Consider the following 18,336-nt stretch of genomic DNA (forward strand, 5'->3'; position numbering starts at 1 on the left):
GATCGGGCCCGTGCGGCTCAGCCCGCCGGCGCGGTCCCGTCGTCCGCCTCGTCCGCCTCGTCATCGGAGGGCCAGGGCACGCGCCGCAGCGCCGGGTCGTCGTCCCTGAACGAGCGCACCGGGCCCGCGGGCGAGTCGGCGGTCTCGAACCGCACGGTGACGACGCCGCGGCCCGCTCCCCACACCCAGCCGCGTCCGTGCTCCTCGTGCTCGACGTCGAGGCCCGGCGGCCAGGCGCGCCCGCGCGGCTCGGGCGGAACGGGCGGAGCATCCGCGTCGGGCGTCGCCCCGAGGATCGCGTCGGGCTCACCAGGCTCACCAGGGTCACCGGGGTCGCCGCGCTGGTCCGGGTCGGACGTCTCGATGCCCAGATCGCCGAAGAGGTCCTCCTGCACCCAGTCGGCCAGCCCGGAGACGCCCACGCCGAGCAGCCGGACGCCGCCGGCGGTCACCTGCTGGTCGATCAGGTCGCCGAGCAGGGTGCGGGCGAGCCGTCCGATCGCCGGCCCGCTGTCGGTGGGGGAGGGCAGGGTCGCGGAGCGGCTCAGCGTGGTGAAGTCGTGCAGCCGCACCTTGAGCGTCACCGTGCGGCCGGCCTGGCCGGCCTTCGCCAGCCGGGCGGCGACCTCGCCGGCCTGTCGCGTCACGATGCTCTCGAGCAGTCGGCGCTCCATCAGGTCGGTGTCGTAGGTGCTCTCGACGCTGACCGACTTGGCCTCGCGCTCGGCGACGACCGGTCGGTCGTCCTCGGCCCGCGCGAGCCGGTGCAGGCCCTCGCCGTGCGCGCGGCCCAGGAGCGTCACCAGCTCGGGCACCGAGGCGTCGGCCACGTCGGCCACGGTGTGGAGCCCCGCGCGGCGCAGCCGTTCGACGGTGGCGGGCCCGACGCCGGGGATCACCGAGGCGGGCATGGGGTCCAGCAGGGCCCGCTCCGTGCCCGGGGCGACGACGACCAGGCCGTCGGGCTTGCGCAGGTCGCTGGCGATCTTGGCCATCAGCTTGCTGGTGCCGACGCCGACCGAGGCCGTCAGCCCGCCGCTGGCCTCGTGCACCCGCTCGCGCAGGAGCTCGGCGAAGGCGGTGACCGTCGGCACCTCGAGGTCGGGCAGGTCGGGGGAGTCCACGGCCTCGAGGTCGACGTACGCCTCGTCCAGGGACAACGGCTCGACCAGCGGCGACACCGCGCGCAGCACCGCCATCACGGCCCGGCTGGTCGCGCGGTACGCGGGGAAGCGGCCGGAGAGGAACGCCGCGTGCGGACACCGGGCCCGGGCCTCGCGGGTCGACATCGCCGAGCGCACCCCGAAGCGCCGGGCCTCGTAGGACGCCGTGGCCACCACCCCGCGCCCGCCGACGCCGCCGACGATCACGGGTCGTCCGCGCAGCGACGGCTTGTCGCGCTGCTCCACGGCGGCGAAGAAGGCGTCGAGGTCCAGGTGCAGGACCGAGGCCGACGCGCGCACCCGCGCAACCTACCCCGCTGCCGTCGACCGCCCCCGCGGCCGGGCACGCGGTCGGGCACGCGGTCGAGCCGCTCGTCGTCCACCGGCCGCTCCGGGACGGCGTCGTCCCCAGATCCGCGTCGAGCCTCGCGATCGACGCCGCGCCGCGGCGAGCGTGGACGCATGACCTCCTCCGTCCCCTCCCGTCCGCCGCGGCCCTCCCGCGGTCCCCGTGCCCTCCGCGCCGTCCCGGCAGCTGCGCCCGATCCGTCGCGTGCCGACCCGAGGCTCGTCCTGCGGGCGAGCGATCCGCAGGACCTCGTGGCGGCCGCCTGGGTGGCGCTCGGCTTCGAGCCCACCGAGTCGGTCGTCCTGCTCACCTTCGGCGCGGGTCCCTCGTTCCACGCCCGGGCCGACCTGCCGCCCGCCCGAGCCTCCCGGCAGCACGTCGAGGACCTCGTCGCGGTGCTGCTCGAGCCGGCCGTGCGGCACGCGGTCCAGCGGGTCGCCGTGGTGCTCTGCTCGGCCGACGTCGCCCGCACCGATCCGCTCGCCGGCGCTCTGGCCGCCTCCTTCGAGGCTGTGGGCATCGAGGTGGTGGCGCAGGTGCGCTACGCCGCGGGTCGGGTGCACCGCCTGGACGTCCCCGGCGCCCCCGATCCGGACGACCCGGGCGAGCCGTGCGACCCGTCCTCGCATGCGTTCCTGGTGCGCGCCGTGCTCGCCGGTCACGTCGTGGCGGGCTCGCGGGCCGACGTCGAGCGGCTGGTCGCTCCCGACCCGGCTCGCGCGCTGGCGGTGCGCGCCGCCCTGCTGGACGCCGCGGGCGCCATCGGCCCCGAGGCCGACGAGGCAGTCGACGTGGTCGACCTCGTCCGGACGCTCGCGGCTGCTCGCACCGTGCCCGCCGCCCGCGACGTCGCGGTGCTGCTGCGGCTGCTCGGCGATCCGGTGCAGGCCCAGCGGGCCTGGTGTCCGCGCTCGCGGGTCGAGGCCCGGGCCCACGCCGACCTGTGGGCGTCGGTCGTCCGGGCGAGCCCGGAGGAGTCCGTGGCGTCCGCCGCCGGACTCCTGGCGCTCGCCGCGGCCTACGCGGGCGACGGCGCGCTCGCCTGGTGCGCCGTCGATCGGGCCCAGGCCGCGCAGCCGGGCCACCGACTGACCGCCCTCATCGGCCGCCATCTCGCGGCGGCGACCCGTCCGGAGGCGTACGCGCCCGCGGCGCGCTGACCCGGCCCGCCACGAGGCGGGCACCCGTCCACCCCGACGGTCGCTGCCGCGGCCCGACGGGACCCCTACGGTGACGCCGTGGGCGAGGAGATCGAGGCGCAGCGCTTCACCGGGGCCGACCGCACCCGGCACCGGGAGAAGATCCGGGCCTGCCTGGCGGTGCTGGGGCAGATGCTCGCGGACGGCCGCTTCGACGCCGCCCGGCCGATGGTCGGGCTCGAGCTCGAGCTGAACCTCGTCGACGGCGACGAGCGCCCCTCGCTGCGCGGGGCCGACGTGCTCGCCGCGCTCGACGACGACGCGTTCCAGACCGAGCTCGGCCGGTTCAACCTCGAGGTCAACCTGCCACCGGCGCGACTCGACGAGGGCGCGCTGGCGGGCTTCGAGGAGCAGATCGGCCGGCGCCTGGCCCAGGCCGACGCCGCCGCCCGCACGCTCGACGCCCGGGTGGTCTCCATCGGCGTCCTGCCGACGCTCGAGGCCGACGACCTCGACGCCGACGCGCTCAGCGAGGACGCCCGCTACCACCTGCTGAGCGAGCAGATCCTCGACGCGCGCGGCGAGGACGTCCGCATCGACGTGGCGGGGGAGGAGCGGGTCCGGCTCAGCACCTCGACGATCGTGCCGGAGGCCGCCTGCACCAGCACCCAGGTGCACCTGCAGACCTCCCCGGCGCAGTTCGCGGCGACCTGGAACGCCGCCCAGGCCGCCTCCGGGGTCCAGGTGGCGCTGGCGGCGAACGCGCCCTTCCTGCTCGGCCGCGAGACCTGGCACGAGACCCGCATCCCGCTGTTCACCCAGGCCACCGACACCCGCCCCGACGAGCTGCGGGCCCAGGGCGTGCGGCCCCGGGTGTGGTTCGGCGAGCGGTGGATCACCTCGGTCTTCGACCTCTTCGAGGAGAACCTGCGCTACTTCCCGGCGCTGCTGCCCGTCGTCGACGAGGAGGACCCCGCCGCCGAGCTCGCCGCGGGCCGCACGCCGTCGCTGGCGGAGCTGACGCTGCACAACGGCACGGTCTACCGCTGGAACCGGCCGGTCTACGACGTCGTCGACGGCCTGGCGCACCTGCGGGTCGAGAGCCGCGTGCTGCCCGCCGGGCCGAGCGCGGTCGACGTCGCCGCCGACGCCGCGCTGTTCCTCGGGCTGGTCCGGGCGCTCGCGGAGCAGGAGCGGCCGGTCTGGGCAGCCCTGCCGTTCGGCGCCGCGCGCGCCAACCTGGTGGCCGCGGCGCGCCACGGGCTCGGCGCGACCCTCGCGTGGCCGGACGAGCGCGCACCGGGGCTCGACCCGCACGAGCTCGACGTCACCACCCTGGTCCGCGAGCGCCTGCTGCCGCTGGTCGAGCAGGGCCTCGCCGACGCCGGGGTGTCGCGGCAGGAGCGGGACCGCTACCTCGCCGTCCTCGAGGGTCGCTGCGCCAGCGGCGTCAACGGCGCGGTGTGGTCGCTGCGCACCGTCGAGCGGCACGAGGCCGGCGGCGCGTCCCGACGCGAGGCGCTGCGGCGCATGCTCGCGGAGTACCGGGAGCGGCAGGCCGACGGGGCTCCGGTCCACACCTGGTAGCGGGGCGGGGCCCCGGGTCGGCCGCGCCGCCGCTCAGAGGCGGAGCCGGCGCCACCGCCGGCGAGCGCCGCTGATCGGGTCGCGCCAGCCGTGACGGGTGACGACCACGAAGCGGACGGGGCGGCCGGTCTCGCGGTGCGCGCTGCGGACCGCGGCGGCCCACGCCAGGTCGGCGTCCTCGAGGTCGAGCTCGCCGGGGCGGGTCAGCCAGACCAGCGTGCGGACCGGCTCGTCGGACGGCCGGGCGCGTCCGAGCAGCGCCTCGACCAGGTCGGTGCGGAGCGCGTGGTCGAGCGGCCCGGTGCGCAGGAGGCCGAGCACGACCTCGGTGCCGGGCGGTCCGCCGGGCACCCCGGCGTGCAGCGCGGCGGGGAATTGCAGGCGCTGCTCGGCCCGACCGTGCAGGCCGACGGCGCGACGCAGCAGCTCCAGCTCGCCGGCGTCCGGCGGCTCGAGCAGGAGGTCGGTCAGGACGGGCGGGTCGAGTCGTGCCACGGCGGGTCTCCTCTCGCTCCGGCCGGGCCAGCCTGCCCGAGCCGGCAGCCGGCGCGTCGGGGTCCTCCACAGCGCCCGGTCGTCCGACCGGACGTCCGGTCGGCTAGGTTGCGCGTACCCGAGCGAAGGAGCCAGCCCATGGCCGAGGTCGTCGTGGCGTACGCGCCGACGCCCGAGGGGGAGGCCGCGCTCGCGGCCGGCGTCGCCGAGGCGTCCACCCGCGGCAGCGGGTTGGTCGTGGCCCAGGCGCCGCGCAGCTCTCGGCGGGGCGCCGACGACGCCCTTGAGCGGCTCCTGGCCGACCCGCCCGTCCCTGTCGAGGTGCGGCGGGCCTCGGAGGCCACCGAGCCCGCCGACCACGTCCTGGCGATCTGCGAGGACATCGACGCCGTGCTGCTCGTCATCGGGCTTCGCCGCCGCTCCCCGGTCGGCAAGCTGATCCTCGGCACCAACGCCCAGCGCATCCTCCTCGACGCGCCGTGCCCCGTCCTGGCGGTGCGGGCGGGCTGACGTCCCGGGCCCAGGCCCGCGCGGCCCGCGCGGCTCGCGCGGTCGGCGCGGCTCGCGCGGCCCGGGCGACTCGGCGGCCTCTGGCACGATCGGCGCCATGGCGCTCCAGATCGCCCAGGACCCCACCGCCGACCGCGTGCTCGCCGAGCACCCGTTCGCGCTGCTCGCCGGCAGGATGCTCGACCAGCGGCGCTCCTGACCACGAGATTCGAGCGTGAAGATCAAGCGGCGTCCCGAGCTGCGCGCTCGCGTCCGCTGGCAGAGCACCGGAGACCTCTACTTTCCGTGGGCGGCCGACCTCGAGGGCGTCTGGTGGGTGCTGCGCCTCAACAGCTGGCCTGATCATCCGATGTACACGCTCTTCGTCGCGGGCTCGCGGCGTCTCGACCTGGACGACATCCCGCCTCGCTGGAAGGAGGGCGAATCGGGCGCGGCCGAGCTGCCGGAGATCGACGTCGCCACGGCCCTTCGTCCGGTCCGCGCACTCCTGGCGTATGGGAGCGAAGTCGGCCAGCCCTGTGCCAACCCCTTCTGCTGCGGCTGAGGCAGGATGGCGTTATGGCCCTCCAGATCGCCCAGGACCCCACCGCCGACCGCGTGCTCGCCGAGCACCCGTTCGCGCTGCTCGCCGGCATGATGCTCGACCAGCAGTACCCCATGGAGCACGCCTTCCGCGGGCCGGCCAAGGTGCTCGAGCGACTCGGCACGTTCGACCCCTCGGCGATCGCCGACACCGACGCCGAGGAGTTCGCCGCGCTCTGCGCGCAGACCCCCGCGATCCACCGCTTCCCGGGCTCGATGGCCGCACGGCTGCAGGAGCTCGCCCGCGTGGTGGTCGACGAGTACGACGGCGACGCCGCCCGCATCTGGACCGAGGCCGCCAGCGGCGCCGACCTGCTCAAGCGGATCCAGGGCCTGCCCGGCTTCGGCCGGCAGAAGGCGCAGATCTTCACCGCGCTGGTCGCCAAGCAGCTCGGGGTGCGCCCCGACGGGTGGGAGAGGGCGGCGGGCGACTACGCGCTCGAGGGTCACCGGTCCGTGGCCGACGTCGTCGACGGCGACTCGCTGCAGAAGGTGCGCGACTTCAAGCAGGCCGCCAAGGCCGCGAAGAAGGCGGCCTCGGCCGGCTGACGGGCCGTGCGTCCGCCCCGCAGGTGCGCCCTCGGCGTCAAGATCCTTTCGGGCCCATGGCAGAATGTGAGTGCGGCTCTTGACGACTCCGGGCCTCGCCGCGCCCATCTCCTGCCCCACGAGAGGTGTTCGTGTCCTCGAACGCGCGAAAGATCCCTGCCGAGGTGCTCTCCCACCCCGCCATCACCGACCTCATCGAGCGTGCCGCCCCCACCGGCACCCTCACCCCTGACGAGGTCCGGCAGGCCAGCGAGGACGCCGCGATCGAGCCGCGCCACCTCAAGTCGCTGCTCGCGCACCTGAGCGGGCTGGGCATCACGGTCGCGCTCGGCGCGGTGTCGACCTCGCGCGCGGTCGCCGCCACGTCCACCCGCAAGACGACCACCGCGAAGGCCACCAAGGCGCCGGCCCGCAAGGCCGCGGCCGTCGCCGAGGAGGCCGAGGACGCCCCGGCGTCCAAGCCCGCCGCCAAGACCGCGACCAAGACGGCCGCGAAGAAGACCGCCACCAAGGCGGCCGCGAAGAAGGCCGCCCCGGCGAAGACGGCGGCGACGGACGAGGCCGGCGACGACGCGCCCGAGATCGACGACGAGCCCGTCGTCCTCGACGACCTCGAGGTCGACCTCGAGGTCGAGGACGACGCCGCCGACGCCACCGACGCGGTCGACGCCGCCGCGGCGCCCGCCGCCGTCGGCCCCGACGGCAAGAAGATCCTCCCGGACATCCCCGACGACCAGTTCGAGAAGGACGTCAAGGCCGACCCGACGATCGTCGAGGACGAGAAGCAGGCGACCTTCGTCGTCTCCGCCGCGGACGACACCGACGAGCCCGAGCAGCAGGTCATGGTCGCCGGCGCGACCGCCGACCCGGTCAAGGACTACCTCAAGCAGATCGGCAAGGTCCCGCTGCTCAACGCCGAGATGGAGGTCGAGCTCGCCAAGCGCATCGAGGCCGGCCTGTTCTCGGAGGAGAAGCTCGGCAAGGGCGGCAAGATCTCCGAGAAGCTCCGCGAGGAGCTCGAGTGGATCGCCGAGGACGGCCGCCGCGCCAAGAACCACCTGCTCGAGGCCAACCTGCGCCTCGTCGTCTCGCTGGCCAAGCGCTACACCGGGCGCGGCATGCTCTTCCTCGACCTGATCCAGGAGGGCAACCTGGGCCTGATCCGCGCGGTCGAGAAGTTCGACTACACCAAGGGCTACAAGTTCTCGACCTACGCGACCTGGTGGATCCGTCAGGCCATCACCCGCGCGATGGCCGACCAGGCCCGCACCATCCGCATCCCGGTGCACATGGTCGAGGTCATCAACAAGCTCGCGCGCGTGCAGCGCCAGATGCTGCAGGACCTCGGCCGGGAGCCCACGCCCGAGGAGCTCGCCAAGGAGCTCGACATGACCCCCGAGAAGGTCATCGAGGTGCAGAAGTACGGCCGTGAGCCGATCTCGCTGCACACGCCCCTCGGCGAGGACGGCGACTCCGAGTTCGGCGACCTGATCGAGGACTCCGAGGCCATCGTCCCGGCCGACGCCGTGTCGTTCACGCTGCTCCAGGAGCAGCTGCACGCCGTGCTCGACACGCTCTCCGAGCGCGAGGCGGGCGTCGTCAGCATGCGCTTCGGCCTCACCGACGGCCAGCCCAAGACCCTCGACGAGATCGGCAAGGTCTACGGCGTGACGCGCGAGCGCATCCGGCAGATCGAGTCCAAGACGATGTCGAAGCTGCGCCACCCGAGCCGCTCGCAGGTGCTGCGCGACTATCTCGACTGACGCCACCGACGCGAAGGGCCCCGATCCGCGATGCGGATCGGGGCCCTTCGTGCGTGACGGGTCAGGCCAGGGGGCGGCCGTGCGCGTCGGTGTCGATCTTCCCGACGAGGATCAGGACGCCCTCGACGAAGCCCCAGATCGCGCCGATGCCGACGGTGACGGCGCTGACGACCAGCTGGAGGACGCCCTTCTTCGGGTTGCCGAGGTAGAAGGAGTGGGCGCCGAGTCCGCCGAGGAGGATCCCGAGCAGGCCGGCGACGATCTTCGACTTCGCGGGTGCGGTGACGGGGCTGGACATGGTGGTCTCCTTCGATGGTGGTGCCGGCGACGGTGCCGGACCGGGCGGCGCCGGTGCCACCCGTGATCGCCGACCGTAGCGACGGGCGGGGGTCGTCGCCGCTGTTCCGGGAGGACTTAACCCGCCGCGACCAGCGCCACCGCGAGTCCGCACAGGGCGAGCCCGAGCCCCTGCAGCCGGTGGATCGGCTCGCGCAGGACGCCGGCGGCGAGCAGCACCGTCCCCGCGGGGTAGAGAGCGGCGATGACGGCGACGACCGTCAGGTAGCCGTGGTGGGTGGCGGTGAGGAAGAGCAGCACGGCCAGTGCGCCGAGCAGGCCGGTGAGCGCACCGAGGGCGGCGCCGCGGCGTGCGCCGGCCAGCGCCGCCGAGCCCAGGCCGCCGCTCGCGGCGGCCAGCAGGCCCAGGGTGAGGGCGCCGCCGGTCTGGCTGGCGGCCAGCGGCAGGGCGCCGGCGGCGTCCGGCACCTGGGCGATCGCGGCGAAGAGCAGGCCGAAGCCGAGACCGGCCAGGAGGCCGTCGCGCAGCCCGTCGGCCGGGGAGGCGGCGTCGGGCACGGAGTGCGGGTCGGCGCCCGGCTCGCTGGCCACCAGCCAGATCGCGGGCACGGCGGCGAGCATGCCGAGGAGCACGAGGACGCCCGGCCGCTCGCCCGACGCGAGGCCGACGACGACCGGCACGACGGCGGCGGCGACGCCCGACACCGGCGCCACCACGCCCATGCGTCCGGACGCCAGACCGCGGTAGAGGAAGGCGACGCCGAAGCCGTTGCCGAGCCCGGCCAGGAGTCCCCAGGCGAGATCGGCCCGGGTCGGGTCGCCGGTCACGAGCGTGACGCCGAGCAGCGCCACGAGCAGCGCGCCGGCGAGCTGGCCGGCGATGCCGACCGTCCAGGCCGAGGCGCGCTTGGAGGCGAGGCCGCCGAGGAAGTCCGAGAGCCCGTACGCGGCCGCCGAGGCGAGCGCCAGGCCGACGGCGATCACGCGGCCACCGCGCCGACGACCCAGGTGCCGGCCGCGAGCAGCCCCGCGACCAGCTCGAGCAGGATGCTGAGCCCGACGGCGGCCAGGGCGTCCTTGGTCGACGCCCAGGCGCGCGCGGCGCCGAGCCGCCGGACCTCGGCCAGGTAGACGCCGAGCACGAACCCCAGCGGCAGCCCGACGATCGGCACCACGAAGAACCCGACCACGCCGAGGACGGCGCCAGCGAGCTGGGTCGACCCCGGGACGCCGGCGCGCTGGAGGCGGCGGCCGGGCACCGCGTACTTCACGACCGTGCCGAGGACGAGGACGGCCAGGGCGAGGGAGAGCGTGATCCAGCCCGTGCTGCTGGACTCCACCACGGCCCACACGAGGATCGCCCCGCCGATCAGCGTCGTGCCGGGCAGCAGCGGGACCAGCACGCCCACCAGGCCGACGGCGATGACCAGGGCGATGACGACGTCGAGCAGCACGACGTCAGCCTGCCATCCCGCCGTGCGAAGCCTGGAGAAGCACGACGGCCCCGGTCACGGGGACCGGGGCCGTCGGGGACGGATGCAGGTGGGGTCAGTCGGCGCTGATGGCCGGGGATCCGGTGAGCTTGTGCGTCTCGTCGACGACGGTGATCGCCAGCTCCTTGATCTTGTCGCCGTGCTCGCGCGCGTGGTGGGCGCAGAAGAGGAGCTCGCCACCGGAACGCAGCTCCACCCGAAGGTAGGCCTGGGCTCCGCAACGGTCACAGCGGTCCGCAGCGGTCAGCGGGTTGCTGGGGGCAACGGCAGTGGTCACATCGGCCTCATTTCCTCGTCTCGGTGTCCTGCTCAACGTAACGACGGGGGTCAAGATTCCCGTCGTCGTGTGGCGCAGGCCACCTGCATCCCATCATGGATCCTCGGGCTGGCCCCTGCGCGGCGGTACTGGTGGGTTCGGCAGGGCAGCCGTCGGGTTGAGCGGTTGTGCTGGTACGGGTTCCTCGCCGGGGCCCGTTCCACGCCCGCGAAGGGGTGGGACGTCTGACGCGGCTTCCGCGGAGTCGACCCGACGCCGTCGTCGGTCCGGCTCCTCTGGCCACCAGTGCTGACGACCAGTGTGACGGCGACGCCTCGACTCTCGTCGGGGATTCGGTGCGATCGCCCTCACGGATGCCTCGACGGTAGCCGGGGCCACCGACAGCGCCGTGCAGGCGAGCCTGCACCGGGCCGCGGCGTGTCGTCGCCTAGATTGGCCTCGCGCCCGAGGGCGCGGCCCGCGGCGTCGCGGGCGACGTCGAACCACCGCACCAGGAGCCCCACGATCGCCGAGAACGCCTACAACGCCGCGCACCTGCTCGTCCTCGAGGGGCTCGAGGCCGTCCGCAAGCGGCCCGGCATGTACATCGGCTCCACCGACACCCGCGGCCTCATGCACTGCCTGTGGGAGATCATCGACAACGGCGTCGACGAGGCGCTGGCCGGCGCGGCGTCCCGCGTCGAGGTGACCCTGCACGCCGACGGCTCCGCGGAGGTGCACGACGACGGTCGCGGCATCCCGACCGACAAGGAGCCCAAGACGGGGCTCCCGGGCGTCGAGGTCGTCGCCACGAAGCTGCACGCCGGCGGCAAGTTCGGCGGCGGCTCCTACGTCGCCACGGGCGGCCTGCACGGCGTCGGCCTCTCGGTCGTCAACGCGCTCTCGAGCCGCATGGACATCGACGTCGAGCGCTCGCCCGCGGTGCAGGGCCTCTCGTTCCAGCGTGGCGTGCCCGGCGTCTTCGACGCCGAGGGCCTGGGCGGGGCGTTCACCCCGCAGTCGGGCCTGACCCGCAAGGGCGGCCGCGTGGCCAAGGGACGCAGCGGCACGCTCATCCGCTTCTGGCCCGACCGGCAGATCTTCACGAAGGACGCCCGGTTCGTCTACGACGAGCTGGTCACCCGCGCCCGCCAGACCTCCTTCATCGTGCCGGGCCTGGAGATCGTCCTGCGCGACCTGCGCGGGGAGGAGCCGGTGGAGGAGTCGTTCCTGCACGCCGGCGGCATCGGCGAGTTCGCGGAGTTCCTGGCCGCCGACGAGCCGGTCACCGGCGTCCTGCGGCTGCAGGGCACCGACACGTTCAAGGAGACCGTGCCGCTGCTCGACGAGCAGGGCCACATGACGCCGCAAGAGGTCGAGCGCGAGCTCGGCGTCGACGTCGCGGTGCGCTGGGGCATGGGCTACGACACCGAGCTGCGCTCGTTCGTCAACGTGATCGCCACGCCCAAGGGCGGCACGCACGTGAGCGGCTTCGAGGCCGCGCTCACCAAGACGTTCAACGAGGTCATGCGGGCCGCCAAGGTGCTCAAGACCGCCGACGACGACGTGATCAAGGACGACGTGCTCGAGGGCCTCACCGCCGTCGTCACCGTGCGCTTGGCCGAGCCGCAGTTCGAGGGCCAGACCAAGGAGATCCTCGGCACCCCGGCGGTGCGCGCGATCGTCCGCAAGGTCGTCGCCGCCGAGCTCAAGGCGTTCCTGACCTCGACCAAGCGCGACGAGAAGGCGCAGGCGCGGCTCGTCATGGAGAAGGTCGCCGGCGCGGCCAAGACCCGGCTCGCGGCCCGCCAGCACAAGGAGAACCAGCGTCGCAAGAACGCGCTGGAGTCGTCCTCGCTGCCGGCCAAGCTCGCCGACTGCCGCTCCAGCGACGCCGACCGCACCGAGCTGTTCATCGTCGAGGGCGACTCCGCGCTCGGCACCGCCAAGCTGGCGCGCAACTCGGAGTTCCAGGCGCTGCTGCCCATCCGCGGCAAGATCCTCAACGTCCAGAAGGCGTCCGTGGGCGACATGCTCAAGAACGCCGAGTGCGCCTCGATCATCCAGGTCGTCGGGGCCGGATCGGGGCGCACCTTCGACCTCGACGCCGCCCGCTACGGTCGGATCATCTTCATGGCCGACGCCGACTCCGACGGCGCGCACATCCGCTGCCTGCTGGCAACGCTGTTCTTCAAGTACATGCCCGACCTCGTGCGCGAGGGCCGCGTCTACTCCGCCGTGCCGCCGCTGCACCGCATCGAGCTGTCCAACCCCAAGAAGGGCATGGACAAGTACCTCTACACCTACTCCGACGACGAGCTGCAGCGCACGCTCGCCGACCTGCGGCGCCGCAACGTCCGCTGGAAGGACCCCATCCAGCGCTACAAGGGCCTCGGCGAGATGGACGCCGACCAGCTGGCCGAGACCACCATGGACCCGCGCCACCGCACCCTGCGTCGCATCACCGTCGACGACGCCGACGCCGCCTCGCAGGTCTTCGAGCTGCTGATGGGCTCGGAGGTCGCGCCCCGCAAGGAGTTCATCGTCCAGGGGGCCTACGAGGTCGACGTCGAGGCGCTGGACGCCTGACGCCGGTGATCTCCCCGAAGGACCGCACCGCCGCGTTGGCGCTGCTCAAGGCGCGCGGCGCGAAGCCGCGCAAGGGCACGCCGCGGCTCGTCGTCGGCGACCTGCACTGGTACGTCGGCCTGCGGGCCTCCGGACGCGGACCGGACGCCGGGTGGCTGCTCGAGGTCGGCTGCTGGCTGCCCCGGCTCACGCCGGAGCCCGAGGCCGGGGCGATCGACTGCCCGGCGATGCTCGACGTCGCGGCCGGCGACGACCTGCTCGCGACGCTGACCGGCGTCGTCGACGGGATCGCCGACGTCGGCGACCTCGACGCGCTGCGCGGCTGGCTCGCCGCCCACCCGGAGGCCGTCGTCGACCGGGTGCTGCGCGACCGGCTCGGCTGACGCCTCAGGCGCCGGGCGCCAGCGCCTCCGTCGGGGACACCGTGCGGGTGTCGGCGCGGCGGTAGACCAGCACGGCGACCGCGGCGGCGACGAGGGCGCACAGGGCGGCGCCGAGGAAGACCGTGTGCTCCTGGGCGATGCCGGCGGTGGTCAGCAGGTCGGTGTAGGCGTCGCACCGCGACCTGCCCCCACAGACCTCCTGCGCGGGCGGGATGCCGGCCGACTCCGCGTAGTAGCGGCGCAGGCCGAGCGTGGTGAGCGCCGAGATGCCGACCAGCATGCCGACCATGCGGGCCACCACGACCAGCGCCGAGGCGAGCCCGTGGACGGCGGCGTCGGTGCTGGCCAGCACGGCGGCGTTGACCGGCGCGAGCGCGAGACCGAAGCCGAGGCCCCCGATCACCAGCGGCAGCGTGGCGGTGGCGCTGCGCAGGGCGTCGGCGTCCCACTGGGCCATGGCGTAGAAGGAGCCGGCCGCCAGGATCATGCCGACGGCGGTGACGGTGCCGGCCGGCACGGTGCGGGTGAGCCAGCCGCCGAGGATCGCGCCCACCGGCAGCGCGATCAGGAACCGGACGAGCACCAGCGCGGCGAGCAGCTGGGAGTCCTGGTAGATCGTCGTGCGGGCGAAGAGCGGGATGTCGATCAGCGCCGCCACCAGCGCCGCGCCGACGAAGAGGCTGACGACCAGCGAGCCCCACGCGGGCGTGGCTCGCAGCGCGCCGCGGGGGAGCAGCGGGCTCTCGGCGCGTCGCAGGTGGGCCAGGAACGCCGCCGCGGCGACGCCGGCCCCGAGCAGGTACCAGCGGCCCTGGGGCGAGAACACCTCGACCTTCGGGTCGGCGGTCGCGAACGCCAGGATGACGCCGGCCAGCGCCAGCCCGAGCAGCGCGGCGCCGAACACGTCGGCCTCGCGGAGGCTCGAGCCCCAGGCGCGCAGGTCGACCAGCGGACGGGACGCGGTCAGGCACCGCGCCAGCAGCAGGAGCAGCGCGACGACGGCGACCAGGCCGACCGGCGTCGACCAGCGCTCGCCGAGCCAGCCGAGCCCGGTGGTGGGGATGTAGAGGCGCCCCCACTGGACGTCCTGCACCAGCGCCGGCGGCGCGACGACGACCAGCGCGGCGGCGACCAGCAGCAGCGCGACCAGGACGAGCCCGACGGGGTCCGGCAGCCGGCGTCGTCCCGGCCCGGTCGCAGGCGCGAGGCCGCGCGCGCCGTCGGCGACGTCCGCCTTCGCCAGCGCCACCCGGACGCTGGCGGCGAGCACCAGCCCGACGGCGAGGTTGAGCCCGAAGATCGCCCGCCAGTCGGCGACGGCGAGGACGGCGGCGCCGAGCAGGGGTCCGAGCACGCTGCCGATCTCCTGGACGGCGCTGACGACGCCGAGCGGCACGCCGCGCCGCTCGCGCGGGTAGAGGTCGGCGACCAGCGCCAGGGTGGCGGGCACCAGCCCGCCGCCGCCGACGCCCTGGAGGAAGCGCCCGAGCACCAGCGTCTGCAGGTCGTAGGAGGCCGCGGTGACCAGCGAGCCGACCGCGAACAGGCCGAGGGAGGCGACGAGCACCGGGCCGCGGCCGCGCAGGTCGGCGATGCGGCCGATCAGCGGCAGCATCGCGACGTACCCGAGGAGGAACCCCGAGACGATCGGCGCCGCCTTCTGCAGCTGGTCGGGGGAGAGGCCGACGCCCTGCATCATGTCGACCAGCGCGAGCACGACGACGTAGGTGTCGGCGGCCGCGAACGCCACGGCCACCGCGGCGAGCGTCAGCAGAGTGCGCGCGGAGCGGGGCACGGCGGCGACGCCGGACGGCGGGGCGGGCCGGGTGGTCACCTGCGGGTCACCGGCTCACTTGGTGTCGGGCGCGGTGATCGTCGGGTTCGAGCCGTAGTCGCTGAAGGCGATCGTGTAGGTCGTGTCGCTGCCCTTGCCGTAGAAGTCGCCGACGACCTTCATCGTGCGCAGCTGGTCGCCCTCGCCGATCGTGTAGGTGACGTCGAAGTCGCCGGTGGCGCCGGGCAGGATCGTCTTCGCGGCGGTCTGGTCGATGGTGCCGGTGTAGGTGGTCAGCACCTCCTTGTTGTCCTCGCCCCCGCGCACCTGCTCGCCCTTCGTCGGGCCGGTGGTCGCGGTGAGCAGGGAGGAGAAGCCGCCGTCCTTCGCGAGCAGGGTCGAGGGGTCGGGCGCGCCGAACTCCTTCGGGTCGATGGTCTGCCAGCCCGGGGAGAGCGGCACCTGCGCGTACACCTTGCCGTCGACCGCGATGACCGGGACGGTCGGCTCCAGGCCGGAGAACGCCACCTTGATCTGGCCGTCGAAGGCGGGGGCGTGGGTGCCGTCGCCGGACGCGCCCAGCAGCGCGGTGGTGTCGGCGGGGACGTTCTCGGAGGTGATCTCCAGGTGCACGCCGCTGGTGTCGTCGAGCGCCTTCTTGGCCGCGGCCAGCGCGGCCGCGGGGTCGTCGGAGGAGCCGGACGAGGAGTCCGAGCCCGAGCATCCGGCGAGGGTCAGCGCGGCGAGCAGCGCGAGCAGCGCCGTGAGCGCGACGGAGCGGGCCGGGCGGGCGGGGGAGGTGCGCACGTGCATGGGATCAGCCTTCCACAGGGGTGGCGACGGCGGCCCCGACCTGGCGCGCTACCGGCCCGGCGCAGGAGGCGACCGCCTGGGGCAGCGGGGTGCCGGAGCCGTCGCGCCGGCCGTCGGGACGCGGGAGCGGGACGGGCGCGCCGCTCGCGGCGGCGGCCCGGGCGGGACCGGTGCCGACCCAGGCGAGGACGAGGGCGTCCTCGCCCTTGAGGAACCGGTGGCAGCGGACGCCGCCGGTGGCGCGTCCCTTGGCGGGGTACTCGGCGAATGGCGCGACCTTCGCGGCGCCGGTCTCGGTGCCGGGCAGCGCCGTGCAGGCGCCGGAGATCGTGACGACGACGGGACCCACCTCGGCGCCGTCGGCCCCGTCGGTTCCGGACGCGGCGGTGGCGTCGACCGCGCCGAACCACACCACGTGGGCGCCCGCGGCCAGGCGGATGCCGGCGACGCCGCCGCCCGCGCGGCCCTGCGGACGCACGGCGTCGGCGCCGAAGTGCAGCAACTGCGCGTCGGAGGTGACGAAGCACAGCGCCTCGTCGCCGGTGGCGAGCTCGACCGCGCCGACGACGGCGTCGCCGTCGGCGAGCCGGATGACCTCCCAGTCGTCGCGGTTGACCACCTCGGGGTTGACCCGCTTGACCACGCCCTGCCGGGTGCCGAGCGCGAGACCGGGCCCGTCGGCGGTGATGCGGCACAGGCACAGCGCCCGCTCGCCGGGCTCCAGCACCACCAGCTCCGAGAGCGGCAGCCCGCCCTGGAGGTGGGGGTCGTTGGCCGACGGCGGCAGCGTCGGCAGCTCCAGCACCCCGAGCCGCACCAGGCGTCCGCGATCGGTGACGACGCCGATCTCGCCGCGCGCGGTCGTCCGCACCACCGAGGTGACGACGTCGTGCTGGGCGCGGTCACCGCCCTCGCCCGGCGCCTCGTCGGAGGCGGAGCGGGCGATCAGGCCGGTGCCCGAGAGGTAGACGAAGCACGGGTCGTCGGCGACCTCGAGCGGTTGGGCCGCGGTGACGGCGACGCCCGCCGAGGCCAGCAGCACGGTGCGCCGCGGCGTGCCGTAGGTCGAGGCGACCTCGGCGAGCTCGTCGCTCACGACCTGCCGCAGCCGGCCCTCGTCGGCGAGGATCGCGTCGAGCTCCTCGATCTCGCGGCGCAGCTCCTCCTGCTCCTTCTCCAGCTCGATCCGGCTGAAGCGGGTGAGCCGGCGCAGCTGCATCTCGAGGATGTACTCGGCCTGCGGCTGGGAGAGGTCGAAGACTCCCATCAGCCGCTCGCGGGCGGCCGCGGTGTCGTCGCTGGAGCGGATGACCGCGATGACCTCGTCGATGTCGAGCAGCGCGACGAGCAGGCCGTCGACGAGGTGCAGCCGCTCGGCCCGGCGGGCGCGCCGGTAGCTCGAGCGGCGCCGCACGACGTCGTAGCGGTGGCCGAGGAACACCTCGAGCATGTCCTTGAGCCCCAGGGTGCGGGGCTGGCCGTCGACCAGCGCGACGGCGTTGATGCCGAAGGAGTCCTCCATCGGCGTCTGCTTGTAGAGCTGCTCGAGCAGCGCCTCGGGGACGAAGCCGTTCTTCACCTCGATCACCAGCCGCAGGCCGTGCTCGCGGTCGGTGAGGTCCTTGACGTCGGAGATGCCCTGCAGCTTCTTGCCCTGCACGAGGGTCTTGATCCGCTCGATGACCTTCTCGGTGCCGACGCCGTAGGGCAGCTCGGTGACCACGATCGCCTTGCGTCGTCCCACGGTCTCGATGCGCGCGGTGGCGCGCATGCGGAAGCTGCCGCGGCCGCTCTCGTAGGCGTCGCGGATGCCGTCGAGGCCGACGATCTTGCCGCCGGTGGGCAGGTCGGGGCCGGGGACGAAGCGCATGAGGTCGTCGAGGGTCGCGCGCGGGTTCGCGATGAGGTGCCGCAGCGCCTGGACGACCTCGACGAGGTTGTGCGGCGCGCAGTTGGTGGCCATGCCGACCGCGATGCCGGTGGTGCCGTTGACGATGAGGTTCGGGATCGCGGCGGGCAGCACCGTCGGCTCGAGCTCGCGGGAGTCGTAGTTGGGCCGGAAGTCGACGGTGTCCTCGTCGATGCCGGCCGTCATCGCCGCCGCCGGCGGCGCCATGCGGCACTCGGTGTAGCGCATCGCGGCCGGCGAGTCGTCGAGGGAGCCGAAGTTGCCGTGGCCGTCGATCATCGGCAGCCGCATCGACCACGGCTGCGCCATCCGCACCAGGGCGTCGTAGATGGCGGAGTCGCCGTGCGGGTGCAGACGGCCCATGACCTCGCCGACCACGCGGGCCGACTTCACGTGACCGCGGTCGGGCCGCAGGCCCATGTCGTTCATCGTGTAGAGGATGCGGCGCTGCACCGGCTTCAGGCCGTCGCGCGCGTCGGGCAGCGCCCGGGAGTAGATGACCGAGTAGGCGTACTCCAGGAACGAGGAGCGCATCTCGTCGCCGACGTCGATGTCGAGGATGTGCTCCTCGAAGTCGTCGTCGGGCGGTGCGGGGGTGCTGCTCTTGGCCATGGCCGCATTCTCCCGTGGGCGGCTCGCCGTCCGGCACCGGGCACGCCGAAGCCCCCGGGACGACTAGATTCGC

General features: G+C 74.4%; 17 protein-coding genes. 8 read left to right on the forward strand and 9 right to left on the reverse strand.

Going from position 1 to position 18,336, the window contains the following annotated elements:
* Positions 1 to 17 precede the first annotated feature (17 nt).
* Positions 18 to 1,463 carry a DNA polymerase IV gene (locus K8Z61_RS04305; RefSeq protein ID WP_224126871.1) on the reverse strand — a complete coding sequence of 482 codons (1,446 nt, stop codon included), beginning with the start codon at positions 1,461 to 1,463 and terminating at the stop codon, positions 18 to 20.
* A gap of 162 nt (positions 1,464 to 1,625) precedes the next feature.
* Between K8Z61_RS04305 and K8Z61_RS04310 the strand changes: the two genes are divergently transcribed.
* Both K8Z61_RS04310 and K8Z61_RS04315 read left to right on the forward strand, forming a co-directional pair.
* Positions 1,626 to 2,672: a DUF4192 family protein gene (locus tag K8Z61_RS04310; protein ID WP_224126873.1), complete on the forward strand. Its 1,047-nt coding sequence runs from the start codon at positions 1,626 to 1,628 to the stop codon at positions 2,670 to 2,672.
* 78 nt (positions 2,673 to 2,750) lie between these two features.
* The gene (locus K8Z61_RS04315) at positions 2,751 to 4,238 is read left to right on the forward strand and encodes a glutamate--cysteine ligase (protein ID WP_224126875.1); all 1,488 of its coding nucleotides are present in this window, start codon (positions 2,751 to 2,753) and stop codon (positions 4,236 to 4,238) included.
* 33 nt (positions 4,239 to 4,271) lie between these two features.
* Here K8Z61_RS04315 and K8Z61_RS04320 read toward each other — a convergent pair whose 3' ends face one another.
* Entirely contained in the window at positions 4,272 to 4,733 is a 462-nt protein-coding gene (locus K8Z61_RS04320) for a hypothetical protein (RefSeq protein WP_224126876.1), read from the reverse strand.
* A gap of 138 nt (positions 4,734 to 4,871) precedes the next feature.
* Here K8Z61_RS04320 and K8Z61_RS04325 point away from each other — a divergent pair, with 138 nt between their 5' ends.
* From K8Z61_RS04325 to K8Z61_RS04340, 4 genes are all read left to right on the forward strand, one after another.
* Complete coding sequence (locus tag K8Z61_RS04325; RefSeq protein ID WP_224126878.1) at positions 4,872 to 5,243, forward strand: universal stress protein; 372 nt, start codon at positions 4,872 to 4,874, stop codon at positions 5,241 to 5,243.
* A gap of 214 nt (positions 5,244 to 5,457) precedes the next feature.
* Positions 5,458 to 5,787: a hypothetical protein gene (locus K8Z61_RS04330; RefSeq protein ID WP_224126880.1), complete on the forward strand. Its 330-nt coding sequence runs from the start codon at positions 5,458 to 5,460 to the stop codon at positions 5,785 to 5,787.
* Positions 5,788 to 5,801: 14 nt separating this feature from the next.
* Positions 5,802 to 6,374, forward strand: a complete 573-nt coding sequence (locus K8Z61_RS04335) for an HhH-GPD-type base excision DNA repair protein (RefSeq protein WP_224126882.1) — start codon at positions 5,802 to 5,804, stop codon at positions 6,372 to 6,374.
* A gap of 131 nt (positions 6,375 to 6,505) precedes the next feature.
* A complete protein-coding gene (locus K8Z61_RS04340) occupies positions 6,506 to 8,137 on the forward strand; it encodes an RNA polymerase sigma factor (protein WP_374227897.1) in 1,632 nt (543 codons plus the stop codon).
* Between the two features lie 61 nt (positions 8,138 to 8,198).
* Here the strand turns inward: K8Z61_RS04340 and K8Z61_RS04345 are convergent, their stop codons facing one another.
* The 4 genes from K8Z61_RS04345 to K8Z61_RS04360 all read right to left on the reverse strand — a co-directional run bounded on the left by K8Z61_RS04345 (position 8,199) and on the right by K8Z61_RS04360 (position 10,204).
* Positions 8,199 to 8,435: a TM2 domain-containing protein gene (locus tag K8Z61_RS04345; RefSeq protein WP_224126884.1), complete on the reverse strand. Its 237-nt coding sequence runs from the start codon at positions 8,433 to 8,435 to the stop codon at positions 8,199 to 8,201.
* 116 nt (positions 8,436 to 8,551) lie between these two features.
* Positions 8,552 to 9,418 carry an EamA family transporter gene (locus tag K8Z61_RS04350; RefSeq protein WP_224126886.1) on the reverse strand — a complete coding sequence of 289 codons (867 nt, stop codon included), beginning with the start codon at positions 9,416 to 9,418 and terminating at the stop codon, positions 8,552 to 8,554.
* Positions 9,415 to 9,888, reverse strand: coding sequence for a DUF456 domain-containing protein (locus K8Z61_RS04355; protein ID WP_224126888.1), 474 nt, complete (start codon positions 9,886 to 9,888; stop codon positions 9,415 to 9,417). Before K8Z61_RS04355 ends, K8Z61_RS04350 begins: the two co-directional genes overlap by 4 nt.
* Before the next feature lie 94 nt (positions 9,889 to 9,982).
* On the reverse strand, positions 9,983 to 10,204 hold the full coding sequence (locus K8Z61_RS04360) for a hypothetical protein (RefSeq protein ID WP_224126890.1): 222 nt from the start codon (positions 10,202 to 10,204) through the stop codon (positions 9,983 to 9,985).
* Between the two features lie 417 nt (positions 10,205 to 10,621).
* Here K8Z61_RS04360 and K8Z61_RS04365 point away from each other — a divergent pair, with 417 nt between their 5' ends.
* Both K8Z61_RS04365 and K8Z61_RS04370 read left to right on the forward strand, forming a co-directional pair.
* Positions 10,622 to 12,772, forward strand: a complete 2,151-nt coding sequence (locus tag K8Z61_RS04365; protein WP_374227898.1) for a type IIA DNA topoisomerase subunit B — start codon at positions 10,622 to 10,624, stop codon at positions 12,770 to 12,772.
* Positions 12,773 to 12,777: 5 nt separating this feature from the next.
* On the forward strand, positions 12,778 to 13,155 hold the full coding sequence (locus tag K8Z61_RS04370) for a hypothetical protein (protein ID WP_224126892.1): 378 nt from the start codon (positions 12,778 to 12,780) through the stop codon (positions 13,153 to 13,155).
* Between the two features lie 4 nt (positions 13,156 to 13,159).
* Here the strand turns inward: K8Z61_RS04370 and K8Z61_RS04375 are convergent, their stop codons facing one another.
* The 3 genes from K8Z61_RS04375 to K8Z61_RS04385 are packed head-to-tail and all read right to left on the reverse strand — an operon-like array spanning position 13,160 to position 18,263.
* On the reverse strand, positions 13,160 to 14,989 hold the full coding sequence (locus K8Z61_RS04375; protein WP_224126894.1) for an MFS transporter: 1,830 nt from the start codon (positions 14,987 to 14,989) through the stop codon (positions 13,160 to 13,162).
* A gap of 15 nt (positions 14,990 to 15,004) precedes the next feature.
* Complete coding sequence (locus K8Z61_RS04380; RefSeq protein WP_224126896.1) at positions 15,005 to 15,742, reverse strand: LppX_LprAFG lipoprotein; 738 nt, start codon at positions 15,740 to 15,742, stop codon at positions 15,005 to 15,007.
* A 4-nt stretch (positions 15,743 to 15,746) separates the two neighbouring features.
* Positions 15,747 to 18,263 (reverse strand): DNA topoisomerase (ATP-hydrolyzing) subunit A, encoded by a 2,517-nt coding sequence (locus K8Z61_RS04385; RefSeq protein ID WP_224126898.1) that lies wholly within the window; start codon positions 18,261 to 18,263, stop codon positions 15,747 to 15,749.
* Positions 18,264 to 18,336 lie beyond the last annotated feature (73 nt).

Origin of the sequence: Nocardioides sp. TRM66260-LWL (genome assembly GCF_020075545.1) — a bacterium.
Classification (GTDB): Bacteria; Actinomycetota; Actinomycetes; order Propionibacteriales; family Nocardioidaceae; genus Nocardioides.

Bases quoted from the DNA above. Each gene is read 5' to 3' on its own strand.
- K8Z61_RS04345 (WP_224126884.1), bottom strand. From the start codon at position 8,435: ATGTCCAGCCCCGTCACCGCACCCGCGAAGTCGAAGATCGTCGCCGGC.
- K8Z61_RS04385 (WP_224126898.1), bottom strand. From the start codon at position 18,263: ATGGCCAAGAGCAGCACCCCCGCACCGCCCGACGACGACTTCGAGGAG.
- K8Z61_RS04310 (WP_224126873.1), top strand. From the start codon at position 1,626: ATGACCTCCTCCGTCCCCTCCCGTCCGCCGCGGCCCTCCCGCGGTCCC.
- K8Z61_RS04380 (WP_224126896.1), bottom strand. From the start codon at position 15,742: ATGCACGTGCGCACCTCCCCCGCCCGCCCGGCCCGCTCCGTCGCGCTC.
- K8Z61_RS04335 (WP_224126882.1), top strand. From the start codon at position 5,802: ATGGCCCTCCAGATCGCCCAGGACCCCACCGCCGACCGCGTGCTCGCC.
- K8Z61_RS04325 (WP_224126878.1), top strand. From the start codon at position 4,872: ATGGCCGAGGTCGTCGTGGCGTACGCGCCGACGCCCGAGGGGGAGGCC.